At 69.8% G+C, this 24,757-nt stretch carries 28 protein-coding genes and 1 pseudogene; 8 read left to right on the forward strand and 21 right to left on the reverse strand.

Features of this window, described 5'->3' with window-relative positions; translation table 11 throughout:
- Nucleotides 1-116: 116 nt before the first annotated feature.
- The 4 genes from AWC24_RS18010 to AWC24_RS18025 are packed head-to-tail and all read right to left on the reverse strand — an operon-like array spanning nucleotide 117 to nucleotide 4,049.
- Nucleotides 117-1,121, reverse strand: coding sequence for an SDR family oxidoreductase (locus AWC24_RS18010; protein WP_085087456.1), 1,005 nt, complete (start codon nucleotides 1,119-1,121; stop codon nucleotides 117-119).
- Nucleotides 1,118-2,791 (reverse strand): GMC family oxidoreductase, encoded by a 1,674-nt coding sequence (locus tag AWC24_RS18015; protein WP_085087458.1) that lies wholly within the window; start codon nucleotides 2,789-2,791, stop codon nucleotides 1,118-1,120. Before AWC24_RS18015 ends, AWC24_RS18010 begins: the two co-directional genes overlap by 4 nt.
- Nucleotides 2,791-3,537 (reverse strand): gluconate 2-dehydrogenase subunit 3 family protein, encoded by a 747-nt coding sequence (locus AWC24_RS18020; RefSeq protein ID WP_085087461.1) that lies wholly within the window; start codon nucleotides 3,535-3,537, stop codon nucleotides 2,791-2,793. Before AWC24_RS18020 ends, AWC24_RS18015 begins: the two co-directional genes overlap by 1 nt.
- A gap of 14 nt (nucleotides 3,538-3,551) precedes the next feature.
- Nucleotides 3,552-4,049, reverse strand: coding sequence for a hypothetical protein (locus AWC24_RS18025; RefSeq protein ID WP_085087800.1), 498 nt, complete (start codon nucleotides 4,047-4,049; stop codon nucleotides 3,552-3,554).
- 137 nt (nucleotides 4,050-4,186) lie between these two features.
- On the opposite strand from AWC24_RS18025, the gene AWC24_RS18030 reads away from it, so the two are divergent.
- From AWC24_RS18030 to AWC24_RS18040, 4 genes are all read left to right on the forward strand, one after another.
- Nucleotides 4,187-4,420 carry a hypothetical protein gene (locus tag AWC24_RS18030; RefSeq protein ID WP_085087803.1) on the forward strand — a complete coding sequence of 78 codons (234 nt, stop codon included), beginning with the start codon at nucleotides 4,187-4,189 and terminating at the stop codon, nucleotides 4,418-4,420.
- Between the two features lie 17 nt (nucleotides 4,421-4,437).
- Nucleotides 4,438-4,593, forward strand: coding sequence for a hypothetical protein (locus AWC24_RS22540; RefSeq protein WP_085975726.1), 156 nt, complete (start codon nucleotides 4,438-4,440; stop codon nucleotides 4,591-4,593).
- Between the two features lie 70 nt (nucleotides 4,594-4,663).
- Nucleotides 4,664-5,614: an anti-sigma factor RsbA family regulatory protein gene (locus AWC24_RS18035; RefSeq protein WP_085087464.1), complete on the forward strand. Its 951-nt coding sequence runs from the start codon at nucleotides 4,664-4,666 to the stop codon at nucleotides 5,612-5,614.
- The gene (locus AWC24_RS18040) at nucleotides 5,611-6,492 is read left to right on the forward strand and encodes an MEDS domain-containing protein (RefSeq protein ID WP_085087466.1); all 882 of its coding nucleotides are present in this window, start codon (nucleotides 5,611-5,613) and stop codon (nucleotides 6,490-6,492) included. Before AWC24_RS18035 ends, AWC24_RS18040 begins: the two co-directional genes overlap by 4 nt.
- Before the next feature lie 40 nt (nucleotides 6,493-6,532).
- On the opposite strand, the gene AWC24_RS18045 is transcribed toward AWC24_RS18040, so the two are convergent.
- Nucleotides 6,533-6,838: a J domain-containing protein gene (locus AWC24_RS18045; protein WP_234807417.1), complete on the reverse strand. Its 306-nt coding sequence runs from the start codon at nucleotides 6,836-6,838 to the stop codon at nucleotides 6,533-6,535.
- Nucleotides 6,839-7,125: 287 nt separating this feature from the next.
- On the opposite strand from AWC24_RS18045, the gene AWC24_RS18050 reads away from it, so the two are divergent.
- On the forward strand, nucleotides 7,126-7,341 hold the full coding sequence (locus AWC24_RS18050; protein ID WP_085087472.1) for a hypothetical protein: 216 nt from the start codon (nucleotides 7,126-7,128) through the stop codon (nucleotides 7,339-7,341).
- Here AWC24_RS18050 and AWC24_RS18055 read toward each other — a convergent pair.
- Nucleotides 7,331-7,753, reverse strand: coding sequence for an Hsp20/alpha crystallin family protein (locus AWC24_RS18055; RefSeq protein WP_085087806.1), 423 nt, complete (start codon nucleotides 7,751-7,753; stop codon nucleotides 7,331-7,333). The genes AWC24_RS18050 and AWC24_RS18055 overlap by 11 nt on opposite strands.
- Nucleotides 7,754-7,878: 125 nt before the next feature.
- Here AWC24_RS18055 and AWC24_RS18060 point away from each other — a divergent pair, with 125 nt between their 5' ends.
- On the forward strand, nucleotides 7,879-8,289 hold the full coding sequence (locus tag AWC24_RS18060) for a MerR family transcriptional regulator (protein WP_085087809.1): 411 nt from the start codon (nucleotides 7,879-7,881) through the stop codon (nucleotides 8,287-8,289).
- Nucleotides 8,276-8,488, forward strand: a complete 213-nt coding sequence (locus AWC24_RS18065; RefSeq protein ID WP_234807418.1) for an Rv3202a family protein — start codon at nucleotides 8,276-8,278, stop codon at nucleotides 8,486-8,488. Before AWC24_RS18060 ends, AWC24_RS18065 begins: the two co-directional genes overlap by 14 nt.
- Before the next feature lie 15 nt (nucleotides 8,489-8,503).
- Here AWC24_RS18065 and AWC24_RS18070 read toward each other — a convergent pair whose 3' ends face one another.
- The 15 genes and pseudogenes from AWC24_RS18070 to AWC24_RS18135 form a co-directional block, all read right to left on the reverse strand.
- Entirely contained in the window at nucleotides 8,504-8,731 is a 228-nt protein-coding gene (locus tag AWC24_RS18070; RefSeq protein WP_085087477.1) for a CDGSH iron-sulfur domain-containing protein, read from the reverse strand.
- Complete coding sequence (locus AWC24_RS18075; RefSeq protein ID WP_085087812.1) at nucleotides 8,728-9,411, reverse strand: HemK2/MTQ2 family protein methyltransferase; 684 nt, start codon at nucleotides 9,409-9,411, stop codon at nucleotides 8,728-8,730. The genes AWC24_RS18070 and AWC24_RS18075 overlap by 4 nt, the downstream gene beginning before the upstream one ends.
- Before the next feature lie 104 nt (nucleotides 9,412-9,515).
- Nucleotides 9,516-11,336 carry a thiamine pyrophosphate-requiring protein gene (locus AWC24_RS18080; protein WP_085087480.1) on the reverse strand — a complete coding sequence of 607 codons (1,821 nt, stop codon included), beginning with the start codon at nucleotides 11,334-11,336 and terminating at the stop codon, nucleotides 9,516-9,518.
- Between the two features lie 46 nt (nucleotides 11,337-11,382).
- Complete coding sequence (locus tag AWC24_RS18085; RefSeq protein ID WP_085087483.1) at nucleotides 11,383-12,054, reverse strand: UdgX family uracil-DNA binding protein; 672 nt, start codon at nucleotides 12,052-12,054, stop codon at nucleotides 11,383-11,385.
- Between the two features lie 3 nt (nucleotides 12,055-12,057).
- A complete protein-coding gene (locus tag AWC24_RS18090; protein ID WP_085087486.1) occupies nucleotides 12,058-13,014 on the reverse strand; it encodes a TIGR03557 family F420-dependent LLM class oxidoreductase in 957 nt (318 codons plus the stop codon).
- A gap of 71 nt (nucleotides 13,015-13,085) precedes the next feature.
- Entirely contained in the window at nucleotides 13,086-14,384 is a 1,299-nt protein-coding gene (locus AWC24_RS18095; protein ID WP_085087815.1) for a UDP-glucose dehydrogenase family protein, read from the reverse strand.
- Nucleotides 14,381-15,316: a glycosyltransferase family 9 protein gene (locus AWC24_RS18100; protein WP_234807419.1), complete on the reverse strand. Its 936-nt coding sequence runs from the start codon at nucleotides 15,314-15,316 to the stop codon at nucleotides 14,381-14,383. Before AWC24_RS18100 ends, AWC24_RS18095 begins: the two co-directional genes overlap by 4 nt.
- Nucleotides 15,313-16,011, reverse strand: coding sequence for an SDR family oxidoreductase (locus AWC24_RS18105; RefSeq protein ID WP_085087492.1), 699 nt, complete (start codon nucleotides 16,009-16,011; stop codon nucleotides 15,313-15,315). The genes AWC24_RS18100 and AWC24_RS18105 overlap by 4 nt, the downstream gene beginning before the upstream one ends.
- Before the next feature lie 19 nt (nucleotides 16,012-16,030).
- The gene (locus AWC24_RS18110) at nucleotides 16,031-17,386 is read right to left on the reverse strand and encodes a PfkB family carbohydrate kinase (protein ID WP_234807420.1); all 1,356 of its coding nucleotides are present in this window, start codon (nucleotides 17,384-17,386) and stop codon (nucleotides 16,031-16,033) included.
- A 26-nt stretch (nucleotides 17,387-17,412) separates the two neighbouring features.
- Nucleotides 17,413-17,988 (reverse strand): D-sedoheptulose-7-phosphate isomerase, encoded by a 576-nt coding sequence (locus tag AWC24_RS22545; RefSeq protein WP_165757764.1) that lies wholly within the window; start codon nucleotides 17,986-17,988, stop codon nucleotides 17,413-17,415.
- Between the two features lie 168 nt (nucleotides 17,989-18,156).
- Nucleotides 18,157-18,789, reverse strand: a pseudogene (locus AWC24_RS23450) (glycosyltransferase family 9 protein); the annotation flags it as partial.
- 230 nt (nucleotides 18,790-19,019) lie between these two features.
- Nucleotides 19,020-20,516, reverse strand: coding sequence for an HAD-IIIA family hydrolase (locus tag AWC24_RS18120; RefSeq protein ID WP_085087497.1), 1,497 nt, complete (start codon nucleotides 20,514-20,516; stop codon nucleotides 19,020-19,022).
- Nucleotides 20,513-22,147 carry a carbamoyltransferase family protein gene (locus AWC24_RS18125; protein ID WP_085087818.1) on the reverse strand — a complete coding sequence of 545 codons (1,635 nt, stop codon included), beginning with the start codon at nucleotides 22,145-22,147 and terminating at the stop codon, nucleotides 20,513-20,515. Before AWC24_RS18125 ends, AWC24_RS18120 begins: the two co-directional genes overlap by 4 nt.
- An 88-nt stretch (nucleotides 22,148-22,235) precedes the next feature.
- Nucleotides 22,236-23,207, reverse strand: a complete 972-nt coding sequence (locus AWC24_RS18130) for an NAD-dependent epimerase/dehydratase family protein (RefSeq protein WP_085087500.1) — start codon at nucleotides 23,205-23,207, stop codon at nucleotides 22,236-22,238.
- A gap of 56 nt (nucleotides 23,208-23,263) precedes the next feature.
- Complete coding sequence (locus AWC24_RS18135; RefSeq protein ID WP_085087503.1) at nucleotides 23,264-23,743, reverse strand: MPT63 family protein; 480 nt, start codon at nucleotides 23,741-23,743, stop codon at nucleotides 23,264-23,266.
- A 288-nt stretch (nucleotides 23,744-24,031) separates the two neighbouring features.
- On the opposite strand from AWC24_RS18135, the gene AWC24_RS18140 reads away from it, so the two are divergent.
- Nucleotides 24,032-24,694, forward strand: coding sequence for a PAS and ANTAR domain-containing protein (locus AWC24_RS18140; RefSeq protein ID WP_085087824.1), 663 nt, complete (start codon nucleotides 24,032-24,034; stop codon nucleotides 24,692-24,694).
- Nucleotides 24,695-24,757 lie beyond the last annotated feature (63 nt).

A 24,757-nucleotide genomic window follows, 5' to 3' on the forward strand; every position in this document is an offset into this window, starting at 1 on the left:
CCCCATGACGGTGTCTCGATCGGCGAGCGCATCCCTACCCATAAACCGAACAGTAGTTCGAGGGTCCGACAGGAACCGGGCCGGATCCGGACCTCATCTCTAAGGAAACGGTGAGATCACCGCCGGCGGGCAGCCAGCACCCTGGCTCCCGTCGCCGCCAGCGCGGTGGCCGCACCGGCGACCAGCCCGGCGTGCCGGGCCGCCCAGAGCTGCGGGCTGTGCGCGTGCGAGGAGTCGTCGAACTCCCCGCGCGCCCCGTGGTCGCTACCGGGTTGCTGGTCGAGCGGCTCCCAAAGATTGTGCGGCGGCACACCGTCGACGCGCTCACCGGTCTGCTGCGAGTCGTAGCCGGTACGGGCCAGGTAGCGGTCCAGCAGCGGTGCGGCGACGCGCTGTGCCAGCAGGGTGGCGACGGTGCTCTCGCCGACCCAGTACTGCTTGCGCCGCGGCTGGTCGGCGGCCCGCAGAACGGCCCGGGCGGCCAGCTGCGGCTGGTAGATCGGCGGAACCGGCTGCGGATGGCGAGGTAGCCGGGACAGCACCCAGGAGAACTGCGGGGTGTTGACCGCCGGCATCTGGACGATGGTGATGTTGACCCCGGAGCGTTCGTGCAGCAACTCGCAGCGCACCGACTCGGTGAAGCCGTTGACGGCGTGTTTGGCACCGCAGTACGCCGATTGCAGCGGGATGGACCGCTCCCCCAGGGCCGACCCCACCTGCACCACGGTGCCGCGGTCACGGGGTTTCATCCTCGCCAGCGCCACCATGGTGCCGTAGACGAAGCCGAGGTAGCAGACCTCGGTCACCCGTTTGAACTCCTCCGGTCCGATCTCGCTGAACGGCGCGAACACCGAGGCGAAGGCCACGTTGACCCAGATGTCGATCGGTCCGAGTTCGTCCTCGACTCGGTCGGCGGCGGCGGCCACGGCGGCGTAGTCTGCGACGTCGGTGCTGAGGGGCAGCGCGGTCCCGCCGGCATCCTCGACGTCGCGCGCCGCACCCCGCAATCCGGATTCGCCCCGGGCGAGCAGAGCCACCTTCGCGCCGCGGGCACCGAACCGCTGCGCAACCGCTCGGCCGATCCCGGCACTGGCTCCGGTGATGACGACGGTCTGAGTCATGACTGGGATCCCTTCTGCGGTACCTGCTTTCCGGCCAGCCGCTCGGCGAGCCGGGAGGCCAGCGCCATGATGGTCAGTGCCGGGTTGGCCGACCCCTGGGTCGGGCACACCGAGCCGTCGGAGAGGAACAGATTGGGCACCCCCCATACCCGGTGGTCGGCGTCGACGACCGAGTTCTCCGGCGTGGTGCCCATCCGGGCGCCGCCGATCAAGTGGGCATACCGCTGGATGGTCAGCACGTCCTGGGCGCCGGCCGCGTACAGGATGTCGGTGATCACCCGAGTCGAGTACGCCATGTTCGCCTTGTCGTTGTCACACCGGGTGTAATCCATTCGGGCCACCGGGATGCCGAAGCTGTCGGTCTCATCGGCCAGGGTGATCCGGTTGTCCGGCAGCGGCAGTAGTTCGTTGAGGACGCCGATCGTGCTCCAGTGGTTGTAGTCGCGCATGTATTCGCGCATCGCCCGACCCCAGTGCCCGTCGGCGAGCACGTGCTCGGCCCAGCCGATCGGCAGCGGCGAGACGGTCTGGATGGAGAATCCGCGGGCGAATCCGCGCGCGGTGTCGGTTTCGTAGAACTGCTCGCTGCTCACCTGCGGCGGCGGCGCCTTGTACATCCGCAGCTCCTCGGGCCATCGGCCGGCGGTCTGGGCGGCGCCCTGGACCATGACGTAGCGGCCGACCTGGTCGGTGTTGTTCCCCAACCCGTTCGGGAACCGCGGACTGGTCGAATTGAGCAGCAGCCGTGGGGTTTCGATGGAGTAGCCGGCAACCGCGACGACCTTGGCGCGCTGCAGGTGCTCGGTGCCGTCGCCGTCGAGGTAGACCACACCGCGGGCCGCCCCGGTGTCGTCGAGTTCGATCCCGGCGGCCATGCTGTCCGCCCGGATCTCCACGCCGTGTGCCAGCGCGTCGGGCAGGTGGGTGACATAGGGGCTGGCCTTGGCGTTGACTTTGCAGCCCTGCAGACAGTAGCCGCGGTAGATGCAGTGCGGCCGGTTTCCGAAGGTGCCGTTGACGATCCCGACCGGCCCGACCCGCATCTCGATCCCGAGGTTGCGGGCGCCCTCCCACAGCTTCGATGCGGCAGCGGAGATCGGATGCGGCGAGGACGGGTAGCGATGCGGATAACCCCACGGCCAATTCTGCCCCGCCACCGGCAGTTCGGACTCGAGCACTTCGTAGTGGCGGCGGATGTCGGAGTAGTCGATCGGCCAGTCCGCCCCGACCCCGTCCAGCCGGTAGGTCCGCAGGTCGCTGGGATGAAACCGCGGGCAATAGCCGGCGTAGTGCACCATCGACCCGCCGACGCCGCGGCCGGAGTTGTTCTTGCCCAACTCGATCGGGTCGTCGCCGCCGATGATGCGTTTCTGCGTCCAGTACAGCGGATGCGATCCGGCTTCATCGGAGACCCAGTCGGTGTCGGGATGCCAGAACGGCCCCGCCTCGATGATCACGATCCGCCAGCCGGCCCGCGCCAGCCGTTGCGCCAGCACCGATCCCCCGGCGCCGGCCCCGACGACGACCAGGTCGACCTGGTCATCGGTGGCATACCGGCGCATCGTCTTCTCACCGGGCAATTGCCGCGATTGCACGTCGAGCAGGAACCGTGAGTCATTGTCGGGTGGGCCCAGCGATCCCTTGAGCAGGCCCCGCCAGAAATCACCCACTACGAGCCCTCTTCTTGCACCAGTCTCACCGGGTCCTTGTCGATGGCACCGCGGCTTTCGAACGGTTCACGCACCGCGGCCGGGCCGCTGGGTCCACCGAGCCGCAGGTATCCGCGCGGGTAAGCCGGTCCGCCGAATCCGATCTCGTTCCACGCCCACGGATGCGAGTAGAACGCCGTCAATGCCATACGCATGCACACCGACCATGCCCGACTCTCGTTCAACCGCGACCATGCGCCGCCGTAGAGCCCGCCGCGAGAGAACTGTTCGACCATCGCCAGTTGGCTGGGGACTTCGGCGTCGGCGAACGACGCTCTGCCGTACCGCTGCCGGGCAGCCTCGTCGAGGCCTTGCAGCACCAGCCGCCAGGTATCGCCGTCCTCGGGCATATCGGCGTATTGGTAGCCGTCGAGCCGGCCGTCGGCCAGTTTGGCGTCGATGAACTCGGCGACCGGCACCCGCGGCTCCTCGTCCTGGGCCAGCACGATGTCGCAGAATGCCCGCAGGGTGGGCTCCTCGGTAGCGGTGAAGAACCGCAACGGCCCCGGCGGCCCGAGTCGGGCCAACACCACCTTGCGGGTGGCCTCGTCCCAGCTGCCCTGCGACTCGAGCACGTCGAAATCGGGGTAGCGACCGATCATCTGCGGTGTGGTGCCGCGGCGCTGCCGGGGCAGCCAGGACGGGTGCGGAGGTTGGCGATCGGCGCGCAGGTTCGGCAGGTGGTCGGGGCGGGAGGTGTCGGCCATGGGCTTGCGGGCCGTCAGCGTTCGCGGCGCAGCACCGCGGCCAGCAGTCCCATTCCGCCGACCATCGCCATCAGCCCGGGCGCCGCGATCGGCGGGCCCATTGGAACGTTGTAGGACGCCAGCCGCCAACCGCCGGGCTTACGGGCCACCCCGCGGGCGTGCAGATACTCGCCGAGCAGGCCGTTGGCGGCATAGACGCCGGCGGTCAACGGCAGCCAGCGTTTGGCCCAGCGGCGGGAGAACACACCGCCGATGCCGGCGATCACCACCGGCGGCGTGACCAGCACCGGACTCCACATCCACTTGTTGCCGAAGCCGGCCTTGTAATGCTCGAGATAGATCTCGGCGGTCGTCACCACCGCGGCCAGCGCCGTCATCGCCGACAAGGACCGCTCGAAGCGGCCGTGTGCGACGTTGCGCAGCAGGTGATCGACGAGGTCGCCGGCTTCGCCGATCCATTCCGCGTGACTTCCCGCCCGCAAACCGGATTCGCCCGGGTCCAGCAACATCATCAGCCGCACTCCGTTCCTCGCGTTCTTCGATGTCCGCAGATTTGCGGCAGTACCCCGCTGCTGCCGGCACCAAACATCGAGTGTTTCGACCGCGATGGAAGCGGGAATTATGCGATGTACAGATGAATGGAGGACGGATGCGGATCGGTGGACTGGCCGGTGCGATTGTGCTGATATGGCTACTTATCGGCGCCTTCGCCGCATGGCAGCGAGACTATTTTCACGGTCATGAGACCAGTTGCGCGAACGCCGGAACCATCGCGGTCACCACGCTGGCCGGCCCGCTGAACTATCTCGGTTTCAACCCGGTCGTGACGGATTGCCATTTGCCGCAACCCTCTTCGCAGGGTGCGGTTGTTCGGATCGTGTAAAAGAGAAGGGATCGGTGATGATTGCACTCGGAGTGATCTTGCTCATTCTGGCGCTCGTTCTCAAGATCAACGTGCTGTGGACGATCGGAATCATTCTGGTGGTGATCGGCGCGGCACTGTGGATTCTCGGAGCGATCGGGCGCCCGGTGGCGGGCCGGCGCTACTGGTATTGACCAGCGCCGTCGCCGGGCAGCGTTAAACTGATCAGGTTTTGCGGCCCGCTCAATGACAGGGGCACATGCGATGGCTGCCGTTGCCGGCCACGGCTCCTTCGGTCATATCGCGCTGTTCTACCGCTCGCCGAGTGAATACGTGGAGCGCCTGGTGCCGTTCCTCGCCGACAGCGCGGCCGCCGGGACCCCCATCCTGGTGGCGGTGCCCGAACCCAATCTCTCGCTGCTGCGAGACGCCCTTCCCGAGCGGGCGGCCGCATCCGTGACGATGGCGGATATGACCCGGGTCGGACGCAATCCCGGGCACATCCTCGGCGGCGTGTTCGGCGCGTTCGCCGCCCAACATCCCACCGGACCGGTGCGACTGGTCGGCGAACCGGTCTGGCAGGGCCGATCCGACCAGGAGTATCCGGCCTGTGTCCAACATGAGGCGCTGATCAACCGGGCGTTCACCGGCCGGGAGATCACGGCTGTATGCCCGTATGACGCAACGAATCTGAGCGCCGACATCCTGGTCGACGCCGAGATCACCCATCCGCGCCTGGATGGGGCCGGACATCCGCAGCGCAACAGCGCGGCGTTCGCCCCGGAGGCGGCCTGGGCACGCTACAACGAGCCGTTGCCGAGCAGCCCGACCGCGGCGAACTGCACCCTGAACACACTCACCGATCTGGCCTCCGCCCGGGCGTTCTCCGCCAAGTACGCCCGCTGGTTCGGGTTCTCCGATGCCGACATCGCCGACCTGCAACTGATCGTCAACGAACTGGCCTCCAACAGCCTGCAGCACGGGCGCGGCCCGTGCACCCTGCTGCTCTGGGAGTCGGCCGGCCAATTGATCTGCCAGGTGCGCGACTCCGGCCACCTCGCGGACCCGATGGCCGGCCGGCGGCCGATCACTCACGACGACCAGCAGGGATTCGGGTTGTTCGTGGTCAATGCCACCGCGGATCTGGTGCGAATCCACACCGCAGCATCCGGGACCACGGTGCAGGCACACCTGCGGATGAGGGAGTCAGCATGATGGACACCCACCGGGCCGACCCCTCGGGCGAGTTCGGCCACATCGGCTGGCAATACCGGGATCACCACGAATTCATCTGCCGCGCAGCAGAATACCTGGCGGTCGGCCTGGATCTGGGTCAGCGGGTCGGCTATGTCGGCGACGACGATCCCACCAGGATCCGAGCCGGACTCGCCGCGGCAGGCCTAGGCACTGCCGCCGACGAGGTGGACGTCAAAACGGTGCCGGAGCACTTCCTGTTCCGGGCGGGTGGCGACGTCGTGGACGCCGGGGGCATGGCCGAGCGTTATGCGACCGCCGCGATCGCGGCGGTCGCCGACGGCTACAACGGGCTGCGCGTCGTCATCGATGTGACGCCGGTGGCCCGCACACCGGAGCAGCGTGAGGCGCAGGCGGCGCTGGAGTTCCTCGGGGACCGGCGAATCTCGACGCTGCCCGTAGCGGCGCTGTGCGGGTACAACACCGCCGAACTCGGCGAGGCCGCGGCGGGGTTGCTGTGTCTGCACGCCGGGGCCGGGCCGACGTCGACCCCGTTCCGGCTGTACCACCAGCCCGCCCGGCGCAACGCGGTCGCGCTGGCCGGGAATCTCGATGCCGCGAGTGATGCCCTGTTCGCCGCCACCCTGCATCGCATCCTGCCGTTGCTGTCGCAGGCCCCCCTGGAGATCGACGCCCGGGAGCTGGACTTCGTGGGCCACCGGCAGCTGCTGCTGCTCGACCGTTGTTGCGCCGCTCATGATCGGGTGGCTGTGCTGCACAGCGATCGGCCGATCGTGCGCCGGCTGTTCGATCTGATCGGCTTCGAGCACATCGACATTGACACCGGGGGCGAAATGCGGCCAGAAGCCGATGTCTGGGTTGGTGCCCAAGGACGTTGATCTGCATGCCGGGAATTCGACGAGCCGGTCGAGCTCACGGTCAGCGGTGCCGGCGCACCGGGCCTGCCCGCAGGTAATCCTGCGATGACGGCGGCCGCCGACGGTAGCTGACGGGGATCGTCACCGGACCGGTCCCCGCGTCTTGGTGGCCGCCCTGACGCAATGCGTCATATGCGCGCAGCAGCCGCCGCAGCCGTGCGGCCGCATCATCGGGTGGTGACGAACCCGCATAGCCGGTGTCGGGGTGCAGGGTACGCACCTTGGTGCGGAATGCATGGCTGATCTGTGCCTGGGTAGCCGAATGCGGCACTCCCAGAACGTCGTAGGGATCGGGGCTGTCGCTCATCACCACGGTCGCTCACCAACTCCAAGACATACTTTCCTGCTGCGGGCCGGCGGGCCCGCTGCCCGGGAGAGCAGGGTGGGCAGCGGCGCCACGCCGAACCTCGCGGCGCTCATCGCGTCGGACCATCACCTCCCGTCATCACTCGGCGGACAACATCGGGACCTCGGAGGCCTCCCGGAGGCGACCGTTGCGTCGGCCACACTCGCCGGCTGCGCCGCCGCGTGTCCGACCGGTTCCGAGGGCTTCCCGGTGGTGGCGCGCCACGCCGCTCGGGTGTGGCGCAACGAATGGCGAGCTTGGGGGGTCGGGGCCGGGCGGCGGGCGTTTCGGTGCGCACCGCGTGCCAGCGCTCCGGGATCGCCGCGGTCAGCAGGCGCAGCCATTCGGCGCGCACGATGCGGTCCGCCTCGTCCAGCACCGCCGCGGGCAACGTGTCGGTGGTCATGCTGCTCACCTCCTTCACCATGCAGGCCGCCTCCCGGCCCCTCGCAATCAGGCGTTGATGGCCCGCTCGCCGTATCCGCTGGCGACCTTGATCCGGCGCGGCTTTGCCTTCTCCGCGACCGGAATGGTCACCCGAAGCACCCCGTCCTGGTAACTGGCCTGGATCTGCTCGGCGTCGAGGTTGTCGCCCAGGAAAAGCTGTCGGCTGAACACACCGCGCGGCCGTTCGGCCGACACCATCTCGCGGTTCTGATCGAGGCCGGGCCGTTCGGCGTGCACCGTCAGCACGTTGCGTTCGACTCCGAGGTCCAGGGAGTCTTCCTTCATCCCCGGCAGGTCGAACTCGACGATGAACTGGTCGCCGTCGCGCCAGGCATCCATGGGCATGACCGCCGGCCGCGCCGCGGTGCCCAGCACCTGCTGGGTCCAGCGGTCGAGATCACGGAACGGATCGGTACGCATCAACATCATCTCCACCTCCTCAATCTGCAGCAGATCATCTATGTCCGCTGACATAGATTTTTATATAGCACCGATGGTAGTTTCGTGCAAGAGGTTCCTCCGACGAGCGGAAGCGACGCGCTTTGACCGAGAAGATGAATGCCCGATCCGGGCTCGGGGTATACAGCATCTCCGTGGCTGCAGAGTTGTCCGGCATCGGTCCGCAGACGTTGCGGCTCTACGAGCGGCGTGGCCTGCTCACCCCGTCGCGCACTGCGGGCGGCACCCGCCGTTACAGCGACGACGACCTGGCACGGCTGCGGCGAATCGTCGAGCTGGCCGATGTGGGGGTCAACGTGGCCGGCATCGGTGAGATCCTCGGCCTGGAAGCCAGAAACGTCCGACTGGAATCGGACAACACCAGGCTGAAGTCGGCCAACAACCGACTGAGATCGGACAACGACCAACTGAAGTCGGACTATGCCCTGCTCGTCGCGCAGCGGGTGACGCGAGCGGGCGCAGCGCGCGAGCGCAGAACCGAAAGGGGACATGATGATCGACGCTGAAGGACCGTCGCCAAGCGACGACATCCCGGAGGCAGATCGCGCCGAACAGTCGCTGGCGGCCGACGCCGGCGACCAGGATGACGGGCTGGACCCGGCCCATCTCGAGAACATCGACGAGTTGGACGCCAACCCGGCCGACGTGATCGAGCAGGCGATCAGCGTTCCACTTCCCCACGACGACTACGACATCGAGCAGTAGCGCAGCCTCGGTCGGCTACTCGGCTTCGGCTGTGTCGGCGTCGCGGTGGCGCGTCGACGGATCACGCCGCCGATGGCTGGTGTCGCACAACGGGTAGGTGCGGCTGCGCCCGCAGGCACAGATCGCGACCATGAACCGATCCGATTCGACGACGCCGCCGGGGGTCTCGATGCGCACCGGCCCGGCGACCAGCACCGGACCGTTTCGCACCGGCTGTACCAGGTGGGGCTGCGGCTCGCTCATGGCTTGTCCGCCCGTATCACCACCAGTTGCTCCTCGCGGCAGCCGCGGGGCATCCGGCCGGATCGCTCCAGCCAGTCGGCACGCGCGGACAGCACCGGGCCGAACGGAATCCACCGCGACGCCGCGATCTCCGCATCCAGGCCGCTGTCCCGCAACGCTTTCAGCGATCGGCCGGCATCGGCCAGCGCCGACTGCACCAGCAACACCGATCCGCCGCTGCGCAACAACGTGGCAGCCGAGCGGCACAGTGGGTCCAGCACGATCCGGCCGTCGACGCCACCGTTCCACGACCACTCCGGCCCGCCCGCCACCGGGATCGGCCCGCTGTGCCGCGGGCTGGGCACATAGGGCGGATTCGACACGATCAGGTCGAACGGCTCGCAGGCCAACGCGCCGGTCCACGGGCCGTGCCGGATCTCGATATCGACCCCGGCCGCACCCGCGTTGTCCCGGGCGCACCGGACCGCGCGCGGGCAGATGTCGAATGCGGTGACGCTGCCGGCGCCCATTTCGGCTGCCGCGATCGCCACCACACCGGATCCGGTGCACAGGTCGAGCACCCGGCGCCGGCGGGCCAGCCCCGATGATTCCATGATGTCGACCAGCAGATGCGAATCCTGCTGTGGCGCATAGACGCCGGCCGGGGTCAGTAGCTCGGGTCGGGTCGCGTACGTGGTGATGGTGGGGTTCACCTAGCCGGTTTACCCGGCTGCAGCCGCGGACAAACGCCACTGGTCACTTGCGCAACTGCGGCATCGCTTCGGGCGGGATCACCCGCTCGACCTCACGCGTCGTCCTTGTCGCGCAGGTCGCGCACCGCCTGCTTGGCCGACTCGGTGAACTCGTGCATCTTCTGCTTGGCGCCCTTGCTGGTGACACTGACCCGGTCGGGATCCTTGATCATCGCCTTGGCGGTGTTCTTCGCGATGTCCTTCCGGATCTGCGGTGGAACCGGTGCCACATCTGGATCCACGACCACTTCCAGCACCACCGGACCCGACGCCGCCAGCGCCTGGTCCCAGGCGTCTCCGATGTTCTTCGGGTCGTCGCAGCGGATACCGGTCAGCCCGAGCAGCTTGGCGAACTCGGCGTACGGCACGTCCGGGATATGCTGGGACCCTTCGAATTTCGGCTCTCCGCCCATCGCCCGCTGCTCGAAGGTGACCTGGTTGAGGTCCTGGTTGTTGAACACGCAGAAGATCAGCGGCCCCTTGGACAGCCGATCCTTGTACCGCTTGACGGTGATCATCTCGGCCATGCCGTTCATCTGGAACACCCCGTCGCCCACCAGGGCGATCAGCGGGCGGCCCGGGTGCGCCAGCTTGGCGGCGATCGCATACGGCGTGCCCGGACCCATGGTGGCGAGGTTGCCGGCCAGTGAGGCGGCCATGCCCGGCCGCAGCCGCAGGTGCCGCGCCCACCAGTTGGCCACCGAGCCGGCATCGGTGGTGATGACAGAGTTGTCGGGCAGTCGCTTGGACAGTTCGTGCACCACCAGTTCGGGGTTGAGCGGGTCGGCCTTGTCGTGGGCCCGCTTGTCGAGCACCCGCCACCACTCCTGCACTTCGCTTTCGATCTTCTTGCGCCAGGACCGGTCTTCTTTGCGTTTGAGCAGCGGAATCAGCTCTTGCAGGGTGTCCTGCGAGTCGCCGATCAGATTGGCGTCCATCGGATACCGCACGCCGATCATCCGGCCGTCGTGGTTGATCTCCACTCCCCGGCACTGCCCTTCTTTGGGCAGCCATTCGGAGTAGGGGAAGCTCGATCCGATCATGAACAGGGTGTCGGCGCCGGACATCATCGCTTCGCTGGCCGTGGAACCGAGCAGCCCGATCGGACCGGTGACATACGGCAGATCGTCGGGCAGCGACGCCCGGCCCAGCGAGGTCTTGGCCACCCCGGCGCCGAGCAGATCGGCCACCTGCACGACTTCGTCACCAGCATCGGCGGCGCCGGCGCCGATCAGAATCGCCACCTTCTCGGCCTCGTTGAGGATGTCGGCGGCCTTGCGCAGTTCCGGCTGCGCCGGAAGCATCCGCGACCGCGACCAGCCCACGCTGCTGTACACCGCGCCGTGCACCCGTGGCGGCGAGGGCACCGCGTCTTCCTCGGCGACGTCCTCGGGCAGGATGATGGTGGCCACCGTCCGATTCGTCAGCGCCACCTTGCACGCCCGGTCGACCAGGTGGCGTGCCTGTACCGGCGCCATGCAGGTTTGGATGAAGTCCGACGAGACGTCTTTGAACAGCGACATCGGGTCGATCTCCTGCTGGAAAGCCGCGCCCAGCGACATCCGCTTCTGCTGGCCGACGATGGCGACCACCGGCTGGTGGTCGAGTTTGGCGTCGTAGAGCCCGTTGAGCAGGTGGATCGCCCCGCCGCCGGAGGTGGCCAGACAGCAGGCGAGCTCACCGGTGAACTTGGCGTGCCCGGTGGCCATGAAGGCGCCCATCTCCTCGTGGCGGGGCTGAATCAGCTCCGGATCGCCATCGGCACGGTCCAGTGCGCCGAGCATGGACAGGATGCCGTCACCGGGATAGCCGAAGATCCGGTGCACCCCCCACTGGCGTAACCGGTCGATGATGAAGTCCGCGGTTTTCGGCATGGTGCGCTCCCTTCTATGGGCAACCGGTTACCCGTCACCCTCGTCGTCAAACAGCGCCGTGCAAGCGGTGCTCGCCGGTCACAGCACCGGCGGCCACGCGCAAGTCGTCGACGAACGCCAGGTAGGCCTCGTCGCGCCGGTCACTGCGATCCCGCAGCACCGCGGAGGGATGCACGGTCGCCAGCACCGGCGGCCGGCATTTGGCACCGGTCGGCGGGTTCAGCAGCTCCCCGCGTCCGGTGGAGACCCGGAACGCCGCGCCCAGCAGCGATTGCGCGGCGGTGGCGCCCAGGCAGACCACCAGTTGCGGGCGCACCGCGTCGATCTCGGCGATCAGCCACGGCCGGCACGCCACCACCTCGGTTCGGCCGGGCTTCTGGTGGATCCGGCGCTTGCCTTCCCGGCGGGTGAATTTGAAGTGCTTGACCGCGTTGGTGACATACACCAGCTCCGGGTCGATGCCCGCGTCGTGGATCGCCCGGTCCAGCAGCCGTCCGGCCGGACCGACGAACGGGTGGCCCTGCCGATCCTCCTGGTCGCCGGGTTGCTCACCGACCAGCATCAACGGTGCGCCGCTGGGCCCCTCGCCGAACACGGTCTGGGTGGCGTCGCGATACAGCTCGCAGCCGTGACAGCCGGCGGCCGCGTCCCGCAGTGCGCCCAGCGTCCGCCTGTCGGGCAGATAACGTTGCGCTCCCGGCACGTTCGTCGTCGCCACGGCTCACGCCGCCAATTCCGGGGCGATCTCGGATTCCCATAAGGCGAAGAACCCCTCCTGGTCGTCACCGATCTGCTGGAGGTAGACCTCGTCGAAACCGGCGCCGGCGAACTCCCGGATGCGGTCCAGGTACGGCTTCGCGTCCGGTCCGGCCGGCACCGACTGTTCCACCGCTTCAGCGGTGACCAGGCTCGCGGCCTGCTCGAAATGCGCCGGGGTGGGCAAGTTCTGGCCCAGCTCGCCGGGCAGTTGCTCGGTGCCCCACAAGTCGTGCGCGGTGCGCACCGCGTCGTCCTTCGAGGACCCGTAGCACACCTTGAAGCCGGCCTGAGCGGGCTTGCCGACGCCGCCGGCGTGGTGGAACTCCGAGACCAGGTCGCCGTCGGGCATGCTGCACTGGTAGCCGTCACCGATCCGGCCCGCCAGCCGCGCCGAGCGCGGTCCGTATCCGGAGACATAGATCGGTGTCGGCGTCGGCGGCAACGTGTAGAGCCGGGCGTTCTCCACGGTGTAGTAGCGCCCGTGGTGGTTGACCTGCTCGCCGGTGAACAGCTCCCGGATCACCGTGACTGCCTCGTCGAGCATGCCGCGCCGCACCGCGGCCGGGGGCCAGCGCCGGCCGGTGATGTGTTCGTTCAACGCTTCTCCGGTACCGACGCCCAACACGAAGCGGCCGTCGAGTTGCGCGGCACTGGTCGCCGCCGCCTGTGCGATCACCGCCGGGTGGGTGCGCACGATCGGGCAGGTGACCGCGGTGGTGATCGGCAGCGTGCACGCCTGCGACAGTGCTCCGATCACCGACCACACGAACGGGCTCTGGCCCTGCCGGTCGGTCCAGGGGTGGAAGTGATCGGAGATCCACAGCGCCTCGAAACCGGCCTGCTGGGCCCGGACCGCCTGCCGGACCAGCTCGTTGGGATGAAACTCCTCGCAGGACAACGCGTAACCCAGGGTCGTCATGACGCATGGCATACCCGTCGTGGCGGTGACTAATCGTGGTCGCGGTGAACCGGGGTCCCGCCACCGCGGGATCAGTAGCCGCCCGGTGTCCCGTTGCCCAGCCAGGCCAGCCGAGCTCCGCCGACCGCGCCGCGGTCGACGATGTTGCGAGTGTCGAGCACCACCGCACCGGGGGCGGCGCAGCGGGCGATGGCATCCCAGTCCAGCGCGGCGAAGTCGGGCCACTCGGTGAGCACCACGATCGCGTCGGCGTCCTTGGCGGCGACGTAGGGGTCGTCGGCGACGGCGGTGGGCAGCCGCGCGGTGTCGATCGCCGCCAGCCGCGGATCGTAGGCGGTGACCTGGGCGCCGATCCGCTGCAGGCCGGCGCAGACTGCGATCGCCGGGGAGTCCCGGATGTCGCTGGTGCCGGCTTTGAACGTCAGTCCCAGCACCGCGACCTTCAGTTCGGCCGGTGGGCGGCCCGTCTGCCGACCCAGTATGGCGGCGATGCGCTGCACCTGAGCGGCGTTGGTACGCCGGGCCGATTCGATCTCCCGCAGCTCGACCCCGTGCGCCCGGCCGGTGCAGACCAGGGCTGCGCTGTCCTTGGGCAGGCAGGAGCCGCCCCAACCCGGGCCCGGCCGCAGAAAGTGCGGGCCGATGCGCGGGTCGGCGCCCATGCACCGGGCGATATCGGCGATATCGGCGTCGACCCGGCTGGAGAGCTGGGCCAGCGAGTTGACGAAGGACAGTTTGACCGCCAGGAAGGCGTTGCTGGCGTACTTGGCCAGCTCCGCGCTTTCCGGGCTCATCACCAAGATGGTGGCGCACCCTCCGGCATAGAGTTGCGCCACCCGGTCGGCCGCCGCCCGCTGCCCCTCATCGGCTCCGATCACCACCCGGTCGGGGTGCTGGAAATCCTCGACGGCGAAACCCTCCCGCAGGAACTCGGGATTGGCCACCACCTGAATGCCGCGAGCCGCCAACGTCGCCCCGATACGCCGGCAGGTGCCCGCCGGAACCGTGGATTTGACGGCCACCACCGATCCCGGCGCCATGGTGCCGGCCAGCCGGCCGATGACCCGTTCGACGGCGCTCAGGTCGGCGCCGCCGTCGTCACCGGTCGGAGTGGGCACGCAGACGAAGACGACGTCGCGGTCGGCCAGCGTGCCGTAATCGCCGCTGACCCGCAGGGTGCCGTCCGCCAACCCGGCGGTCAGCAGGTCGTTGATGCCCGGTTCGTCGATGGCGGCGTAGCCGGCGGCCAATTCGGCGACGCGACGCCGGTCGGTGTCGATGCACACCGTGTCGACGCCGTTGGCGGCCAGACACACCGCGCTGGTCAAGCCGACATATCCGGCGCCGATGACACCTACCGAGGTGCTCACGCGCACTCCGCGAGAATCTCCCGGGCCGCCGCGATCACCCGCGCCGGGGTGATCAGCAGCAGTCCGGCGTCCGGACGGTCACCGTGCGGGTCGCCGCGATCACCGGTCCAGATGGCGATGTGCGGGCCCGGGCCGCGCGGACCCCAGTGCGCCGGCGGGGTCGGCCCGAACAGCAGCACCGACGCGGTGCCGGTGGCGGTGGCGATGTGGCCGATGCCGGTGTCCCCGCACACCAGCAGCCGGGCATCGCTGATCAACGCGACCATGCCCAGCAGGTCCAGTTCACCGGCGAGCACCGAGGTCGATCTCAGCCCGGCGTAGGCGGCGACGATCTCGGCCAGCGAGCGTTCCGCGGCCGACCCGGTCACCACCACCCGGTACCCGGCACGGCTCAACGCGGCGGCGACGGCGCCGAACCGGTCCGCCGGCCAGCGCCGCGCGGCGGCCGCGGCCCCGGGGTGAATCACGACCACGCCGTCGCGGCGCGGGTATCCCGGCGGCCGGCCGATACCGAGTTCCTCGGGCCGGCAGGAGATTCCCGCCGATTCGAGCAACATGCACCATCGGTCCACGTCGTGCACGTCGTCGCGCCAGGGCGGCCCCTGCACCGCGGGATAGTCGGGATTGGCGTGGCTGATCAAGGATTCGGCACCGGCGGACATCAGGTCGGCGATGCTCTGTGGACCGCTGCCGTGCAGGTTGACCGCCAACTCGGGCGCCGGACCGGACCAGTGCAGTTCGCCGAGGCCGGCGGTCGGCGTCACCTCGTCGACCGCGCCGCAGCACCGCGCCAGCGGTTCCAGCGGTCCCGGCGTGGCCAGCACGATCCGCGCCGACGGGTACGCCCGCCGCAGCCCGCGTAGCGCCGGGACGCCGGTGAGCAGGTCGCCCACTCCGAGCGCACGCAGCACCAGGACGGCTCGGTCGGTCACGGCCACGACGCTTCCTCGCTGGAGCACACCACCATTTCCCGGATCTCGCTGCCGATCGGCTGGCGCAGCGCGAACAGCACCGCCTCGGCCACCTGGTCCGGATCGTTGAGTTTGGCGTCCGGCGGCGGCTTGTACTGCTCGGCGCGGCCGTCGAAGAACGGCGTGGTCATTCCGCCGGGGATCAGCAGCGTCACGCCGACCTCACCGGCCAGTTCGGCGGCCAGCGCCCGGGTGAATCCGACCACCCCGAACTTGGACGCGCAGTAGGCGGTGGCATCGCTGACCGCTTTGATGCCGAGCGTCGACGCGCAGGTGACAATGCGAGCGCCCGCGGAGTCGAGATACGGCAGCGCAGCCCGGATCACCGCCGCGGTGCCCAACAGATTGACATGCAGCACCCGCTCCCAGTCTTTGGCCGGGACGTGATCCAGCCGACCGCAGCTGTCGACGCCCGCCGGGGTGAACACCCCGCGCAGCGGTTGGCCTGCGACACCGGCCAATTCGGCGACGGCGTTCTCCACCGCCGCGGTGTCGGCGAGGTCGGCGCGCCGGTAGGCCACCTCACCGCCGTCATGGTCGGGCTCGGCGATGTCGATGACCAGCGGTGTCCCGCCGGCGCGTCGCACCGCCCGCACCGTCGCGGCGCCCAGCCCGGAGGCACCGCCGGCGATCAGGATGTTGCCCAGTTCGTCCATCTGACACTCCTTCTGCTTGCTAGCGCACGGCGGCGATCAACTTCGACGACGAGTAGCCCGGGATGGTGGGCAGCACCATCACCTGGCCGCCGTTGCGGCGCACCGTGTCCGCCTCGGGTAGTTCCACCCCGCCGTAGTCGCCGCCTTTGACCCAGATGTCGGGACGGAGCCGCTCGAGCACCGCCGTCGGTGAGGTCTCGTGGAAGATCGCCACACCGTCCACGCAGGCCAACGCGGCCAGTACCCGGGCGCGGTCCTCGGCGGCCACCACCGGGCGCCCGGCGCCCTTGAGCGCGCGCACCGAGTCGTCGGAGTTGATCAGCACCACCAGCGCGTCGCCCAGGTCGCGGGCCCGCCTCAGCAACCGGACGTGCCCGGTGTGCAGCAGGTCGAAGCACCCGCCGGTGGCGACCAGCGTGCCGCCGCGCCGCCGCACCCGCTGGGCCAGCGCCGTCACCGCCGTCATTCCGGTGACCGCAGCACCCGGGGTGGTCAGGTCGATCCCGCCCGGCATCGGCATGGCGCTCGACACGCCGGCCGCTCCGCCGGTCACCACGAAGCGGGACGCATCGGTGACCGCGGCGGTGGCCGCCGTCAGCGCGTCGGCGCCGTCGGCCAGCGCCATCGCGGCGGCCACCGCGAACCGGTCGCCGGCGCCGCAGGTATCGCTGCGGCCGCCGGCCGCCCCGGGCCCGCGGATGTGCTGCGCGGCGTGCCGCGCGTCGGCGAACATCGCCCCGCCGGCGCCCAGCGTGACGGTGACGGCGCCGGAGTTCCAGGCCCGCCGCAGCGCGTCGGCCCGCTGTCCGCCGCCCGCGGACGGCGCGAAGATCTTGGCCTCGGCGTCGTTCGGCGTCACCAGGGCGCACCGCGGAACGGGCACCGCGCCGCGCGGGTGCGGATCCCAGACCACCGGTGTACGCGCGGTGGCGGCGGTCAGCATCGAACGCAGTTCCTCGTGGGATGCGACGCCGTGTCCGTAGTCGGCCACACACACCGCGGCGGCCTCGCCGAACAGCTCACTGATCTCGGCGGGCAGCCGTCCCACGGCGGCGTAGCCGTCGCCGTGGTCCACGCGCACCACCGACTGCCCCCCGGCGCGGATCCGGATCTTGCTGAGCGTGCCGCCGCACAACGGGAGCTCGATCACCCGGATGCCCGGGTGGTCGCCGGCGAAGATCGCGGCCAGGCTGCGGCCGGTGGCGTCGTCGGCGGTCGCGGTGACCAGCACGACGTCGGGGTATTCCCGGGCCGCCAGCACCGCCGCCAGACCGGCGCCGCCGGGCCGCTGCCAGATCCGCTCCGGGTCGACCACCGGCACCGGGGCCTCCGGGGACAGCCGACTGGCCGTGCCGTCGACATCAACATCGAGCATCGTATCGCCTACCACCACAAGCGGTTTCATCTCAGTTCCCGATCCCCGTCAAGAAGCACCGCGTCAACGGCCAGGCACAGACTGTGCAGCAACAGCAGGTGGATCTCCTGCACGGTGGCCGTCGAGTCGGCCTCCACGCCGATACCGTCGTCGCTCATCGCCAGCAGCGGATTGGGCCCCGGCCCGGTCAACGACCAGGTGGTCACCCCGACCTCCTGGGCCGCCTTCACCGCGGCCAGCACGTTGCGGCTGGTGCCGCTGGTCGACAGCGACACCAGCACATCGCCGCGCCGGCCGTGGGCGCGCACCCCGCGGGCGAACATCTCCTCCGGGCCGTAATCGTTGACGATCGCCGTGGCCGCCGAGGTGTCGGCGTGCAAGGCGATGGCCGACAACGGTTCTCGTTCGTGATGGAAGCGGCCGACCAGTTCCGCGGTCAGGTGCTGGGCTTCCGCGGCGCTGCCACCGTTGCCGCAGGCCAGCAACCGGCCGCCGCCGACCAGCACCTCGGCCAGTCTCGCTCCCCACTCCGACAGTTGGGGGGCCGCCGGGCGCACCCGCGCGATCGCCTGCTCCAGCTCGGCCATGTGCCGTGTGATCATGGGAGCACTTCTTTCTTTTCGGGGACTTCCGATTCGGGCCACGGCCGCCACCACGTCTGCGGCGGCGATGCCGTCCAGACAGGGATGGCCGGCGACGGGACAGTTTCGGGCGCGGCTGCCGCGGCACGGCGCACCCTGATCACCGCACAGCACCACCGGAACGCCGAAGGGCCGCCAGCGCTGCGCGGGCACCACCGGCGCGAACAACGAGACGATCGGCGTGCCCACGGCCGCGGCCAGGTGGGCCGGCCCGGTGTTGGGCGCCACCACCGCCCGGGCACCGGCGAACACCGCACCCAGCTCGGCCAAGGTGGTGCACCCGCCCAGGTCGGTTGCCTGATCACCGGCGACCCGGGCGGTGAGCTCCCGGTCGGCGGCGGTGCCGGTGACGACGACGCGATGCCCGGCCCGCACCAGCGCGGCCACCAACTCGGCGGACCGATCTGCCGAGGGCCGCCGGGCCGGTACCGCTGCCCCGGGGTGGAACGCCACGTAATCGCCGGCGCCCAGTGCTGCGCGTAGCGGACCGCAAAGCCGCGGCAATCCCTTGACCCGCAACCGCCCGTCGTCGCCGGGCGGCAGCTGCCAGCCCGCGGCTTGCGCCAGCGACAGCGCCCGCAGCGGTTCGGGGATGTCGCCGGGGTCGGGATGGCGCAGATCCAGCAGGCTGCCGGGGTAGTCGGTGCAGATCGCCCCGATCCAGGCCACCCCGGCCATCCGGCCGATCAGTGCCAGCGGCAGCGGCGACTGGTGAAAAGAGGTGAGGATCAACAGCGCATCGGGCCGTTCGGCGGCCAGCATGTCGACCAGTTCGGCCACCGCCGGTGCGGTCACCGGGCCGGCGTCGAAGTCCACCCAGCCAGCCCGCCATCGCAGCACCCGGTCCACCCCGGGCAGTAGTTCGGCGGCGGCGGCGCCGCGCGGCCCGGCCAGGAACACCACCCGGTCGTGGGCCGCGGCGACGGCCCGCACCGCCGGCCCGGTGATCAGCACGTCACCGAGACTGTCGAGCCGTGCGATGACCGCGGTGCTCACCGAATCCCCTTGAGCACCAGGGACACCGCCGCGTTCAGTGAGCGGGCCACCGCGGCATTGGCGCGAGCGTTGGCGATCTCGGCGTTCCGGGTGCGCCGGGTGGGCACCAGGATCGCGCCGGCGTCGGCGGCCAGCGCGGCGGCCACGTCGCCGCCGGTGTCGCCGATCATCACGCAACGCCGCGGCGCCACCCCGAGTGCCGCGGCGGCCGCCGACACCAGCCCCGGAGCGGGTTTGCGGCAGCCGCAGCCGTCGCCGTCATCGTGCTGGCAGACCTGCCAGCTGTCGAACGGGCCGAGCAGTTCGTCCACCCGGGAATTGACCGCGGCCAGCTGCTCGGGGCTGATCAATCCCTTGGCCACCCCGGACTGATTGCTCACCACCGCCAGCCGCAGACCGTGCCGGCGCAGCCGCGCCAGCGCCCGCCGGGCGTGCGGCAGCGGGATCACCCCGGCCGGATCGGCCAGATACGGGCCGTCCTTGATCAGGGTGTCGTCGCGGTCGAGCAGCACCGCCAGCGGGGGTTCAGCCGGCGCCGTGCGGAACCGCAGGGCGCCGCGGATGCGGTGGGCCACCGCGACGGGCGGAATCAGCGCACTGCTGATCACCATCGCGGCGATCTCGCGGCCACTGCGGGGCCCGGCCGCGATCCGGCGCAGTGTGAATTCACCGGTGAGCCCGAGCCATCCCAGTCCCCCGGCCCGCAGCATCCCGCGCCGGCCGGTGGACAGACCCAGCACGGCCAGCAGCGCGGCGCCGCAGCTGAGCAGGTGCAGCGGCAGCCGTCCGCGGCCCTCGCCGATCGCGGTGCGCCAGGCGCGGCCGTGCTTGCGGCGCATCAGCGCGTCATCGCGGTTGCCGCGCTGGGCTTTGACACTGCTCAAGACACCGCTGCGCGGCGGGATGGGATGTTGCGATTCGCGGCTGCCGGTGGTGATCCGGCCGCCGGCCCGGGTCAGCCGCAGCGCGATGTCGGCGTCCTCGCGGTACGCGCGCGGGAAGCGCTCGTCGAAACCGCCGCAGGCCACCAGTGCCTCGCGCCGGTAGGCCATGTCGGCGGTGATCCACCGGGCGCCGGAAAGGCGCAGCGTGCGTCGTTCGTCGTCGAACGGGCGGCGATCCTCCGGCACCGGCACCACGATCCTGGCCTGCGATCCGACCACATCGGCGCGCGCGGCCAGCAAATCGGCTTCCAGTCGGGCGCACCAGTTCTGCCCGGGCACCACATCGTCGTCGAGGAAGCAGATCCAGTCCGCGCGGGCGGCGCGCCAGCCGGCGTTGCGGGCCGCGGCCGGGCCGCGCCCACCCGAGCGCAGCACGGTGACCGCCGGGAACCCTGTTTCCGGCCGCAACGGCCGGGCCCGTCCCGGCCGGTCGTCGACGAGGATCACCTCGCCGGCCGGCTGTCGCTCGCCTTCACCCAACGCGGCCAGCAGCCGGTTCAGTGACGGGCGCCCGATGGTGGGGATCACCACCGCATAGCTCGGGGTCATTGCCCATGCCGCCGAATCAGGAAGGGCCCCATGGCCAATGCGTCGATCGGGGCACTGCCGAAGCATTCCAGCGCGTCGCGCGGGCTGTCCACCATCGGCCGTCCGGCGGTGTTGAAGCTGGTGTTGACCACCACCGGCACCCCGGTGCGCTGCGCGAATGCGCTGATCATCGCGTGCAGCAACGGCTGGTCGGTGTCGACGGTCTGGATGCGCGCGGTGCCGTCGACGTGCGTGACCGCGGGAATGCGCTCGCGCCAGTCCTCGACGACGTCGTGGACGAACAGCATGTACGGGCTGGGCAGCGGACCGCCGGTGAAGATCTCCGCGGCACGCTCGGCAAGCACCATCGGTGCGACCGGGCGGAACTGTTCGCGGCCCTTGACCCGGTTGAGCCGCTCCAGATTGCCGGCGCGGCGGGGGTCGGCCAGCAGCGACCGGTTCCCCAGTGCCCGTGGGCCGAACTCGGCAGCCCCCTGGAACCATCCGACGATGCCGTCGCCGGCCAGTATTTCGCCGACCGCAACCGCGATGTCGGCGGGGCGTTCGTAACGGATGTCGGCTTCGGCCAGCGCCCCGGCGATCTGCTCGTCGGTGAAGGAGCGGCCCAGCGACGCCGACGGCATCGCCGCGATCGGCTCGGTGTGCTCCCCCGCCACGGCCAACGCCGCCCCCAGCGCGGTGCCGGAGTCACCGGCGGCCGGTTGCACCCAGATCTGGCGGAAGTCACCACGGTTGGACAGCGCGGTGTTGGCCACGCAGTTCAGCGCCACTCCCCCCGCCAGGCAGAGCGTGTCGGCCTTGGTGTGCGCCGCCAGCCAGGCCACCGTGTCGGCGAGCACCTCTTCGACCACCAACTGGACGCTGCAGGCCAGGTCGGCGTGCACCGGGTCCAGGTCGTCCTCATCGCGTCCACGGCGTCGGGTGAGCTCGGTGAAGTCGACGCCCTGGGTGCGAAACGTGCCGTCCGGGCAGGAATACACCCGCTTGCGCAACTCCTCGGCGAAGCCGGGCCTGCCGTAGGAGGCCATCGCCATCACCTTGTACTCGTCACTGGACCGGATGAACCCGAGATGCTCGGTGAGGTCCTCGTAGAGCAGGCCCAGGGAGTGCGGCAGCGCTTGGAAGGCAAGGATATCCAGCTTCTGGTCGCGGTATTCGCCGGCCAGCATCGAGGTGGCCTCGCCGCGGCCGTCGACCACCAGCACGGCGCTGTCGCCGAACGGGGAGGCCAGTGCCGCCGAGGCCGCGTGCGCGACATGGTGGCGCACATGGCGCACCACGCCGGGGTCCAGCCCGGGCAGCGCCGAAGCCAGAAACAGCGGGGCCCGGCGCGCGTACATGGTGCGCAGGTGTTCCCAGTCGCGGTCCTGACCCTCGAGCACTTCGCCTTCCGCCAGGGCGGGGTCATAGGAGTAGCCGACCGCATCCACGTCGGCCGGGGAGATCCCACCCTGCTCCAGACACCACCGGGCAGCCTGCACCGGCAGCTCCCAGGTGGAGAACGCCACCGCCTGCTTGCCGTGCTTGCGCCGGGAGAACCGCTCCTCTTCGGCGGCCGCGACGATCCGGCCGTCGACGACCAGCGCGGCGGCCGGATCGTGGAAGACCGCGTTGATGCCCAGTACTCGCACCACAACCTCCCCCGACCGCGAGAACCGCTTTGCTTGCAGAGGAGATACCCACCAGCAACGCTGCTAAACGGGTGCTAGAAACGGTTCGCTAAACCGTTGCGGTGGCGTCGATCTGGGTCCGGAACCAGGCGATGGTCGCATCGAGCCCTTCGGCAGCACCGACCTTCGGCGCCCAGCCCAACGACTCACGGGCGCGCCGGATGTCCGGGCAGCGCCGCTGCGGGTCGTCCTCCGCGGCGGCGATGTGCCGGATCGGCGAGGCACTGCCGGACCGCTCGCGGATCAGTTCGGCGACTTCGAGCACGGTGAGCTCGTCCGGGCTGCCGATGTTGACCGGGCCGCTGACGTCGTGGCGGGTCAGCGCGATCAGCCCGGCGACGGTGTCGTCGACATAGCACAGCGACCGGGTCTGGCGACCGGTTCCGGCGACGGTGATCGGCTCGCCGCGCAACGCCTGACCGCAGAACGTCGGGACCATCCGGCCGTCGTCGAGGCGCATTCCCGGCCCGTAGCTGTTGAAGATCCGGGCCACCCCGGCGTCCGCGCCGCGGGCCCGCTGATAGGCGAACGTCAGCGCCTCGGCGAACCGCTTGGCTTCGTCGTAGACGCTGCGCAGTCCGATGGGATTGACGTTGCCCCAGTAACTTTCGTCCTGTGGATGAACCAGCGGATCACCGTAGACCTCGCTGGTGGAGGCCAGCACGAATCGGGCGCCGCACGCCTCGGCCATCGCCAGCGCGGCCGCGGTGCCCTGGGCGCCGGCCCGCAGTGTCGGTATCGGCAGCCGCAGATAGTCCGGCGGCGATGCCGCCGAGGCGAGGTGGAGAACGGCATCCAGCGGCCCGAATCGGCGGGGATCGGGGAACCCTTCGGCGATGTCGTGTTCGACGAACTCGACGCCGGAAAGCTGCTGTACTACAGCAAGATTGGCTTCCGATGCGGTGGAGAGGTCATCGACGCACCAGACCCGCTGCGCGCCCTCGGCGAGCAGCAGGGTGCACAGCCGACTGCCGAGGAATCCGGCTCCGCCGGTGATCAGGACACGGTCGAGGGCGCGCATATGGGAGGCATCCGAATGGGCCCGATCCTGCCGATCGGGCCCATCTCGGGTGGGCGTCAGGCCTTGTTCGTCCAGATCAGCACATCCTGGACGCCGTCGTTGTAGACCACGCCGTCGGGCGGCGGTCCGGTGACGTCGAAGTAGATCTTGCCGTCGGCCGACGCGCCCTGGGCGATCGGGCCGGGGTGGATACCGCCCGGTGTGGGCACGGTGTTGATCACCCGGTAGGTGTCGCTGTTGGCCGCCCTGGCGTTGAAGGCGGTGACCAGCGGGGTCACCGTCCCCCGGTCCGCGCGGGCGGTCACATCAGCCTGGTACAGCTTGCCGTCCGGCTGGTAGCCGGGGATGACCACGTTGGCCGGCCCCAGGTTGCTGACCGTGTAGGACGTCGCCAGCGCGCCGTCGTTGAGCTGTTCGGGCGTGCCGAACGGCTGGATCGCCGGCTCGGCCGCCGCGGTGGGCGCGGCGAAGACGCTCAGCGCGGCGATTCCCGCCGCGCCGGCGGCCGTCTTGGCTGCAGTCGTAGAGAACTTCACGTCGGACTCCTTTCATCGAGTTCGATCGGGTCGTCACTGAGGCGGCGGTCCACTTTGCTGGAACGAACACCGCGCGTCATCAGCAGGTACCCGGGAGCGCGGGCGGGGAAACAAAACGTGATTCGGTTGCGCGGTGTTCGGAAATTGTGGATAGTTACGCACAGCTTGGGCGTTCAGCAGACAGCGCCGGTCAGGGCGTCCTTGCGTTCCTTCCTGTGATTCCAGACCGCGGCTCGCCGCCGGCCGTTGGGATCAACTCATATGGTGTGGGTAAAGAAGGCGGGTGCGATGGTCGGGGATGTCAACGCGCAGTTCGCGGCGGTGGGCGACGACGAGGTCCAAAGTGACCTCGATCTGGTCGTCGGCCACGGCGAGCCGCAACGCGTCGGTCGGTTCCGGTATTTTCTCGGCGAGCAGCGCTGGGAGTGGTCGGACACCGTGGCGCGCATGCACGGCTATGAGCCCGGAACGGTCGTCCCCAACACCGAGTTGCTGCTGCAACACAAGCACCCCGAGGACCGTCCCCAGGTCGCCGAGGTGCTCGAGCGCGTCATCCAGGGCGAGCCGTTCAGCAGCCGGCACCGGATCGTCGACACCGGCGGGCAGGTGCACTGGGTGATCGTGGTGGGTGACCGCATGATCGACGACGCCGGCGTGGTGACCGGCACGGTCGGCTTCTACGTCGACGTGACCGACGTGCTGCAGTCCGACGTCAGCGCCGCGGTCTCCGAGGTCGCCAAGTCCCGAGCGGCGATCGAACAGGCCAAGGGGGTGCTGATGGTCGCCTACGGCATCTCCGCCGAACGGGCATTCGACATCCTGGTGTGGCGCTCCCAGGAGACCAACATCAAAGTGCGCGAACTCGCAGAGCGTTTCCTGGCAGCCATGAGCGGAACATTCAGCCCCGACTCGGTCTCGTTGGTGGACCACACGCTGCTGACCGTCGACTGACGCCGCGGCCGGGAGGCTCACCGGCTGGGCACCACCGCACGACGGTTGTCCCCGTTGCCCGAT

It is taken from the genome of Mycolicibacter senuensis, from assembly GCF_002101885.1.
Classification (GTDB): domain Bacteria; phylum Actinomycetota; class Actinomycetes; order Mycobacteriales; family Mycobacteriaceae; genus Mycobacterium; species Mycobacterium senuense.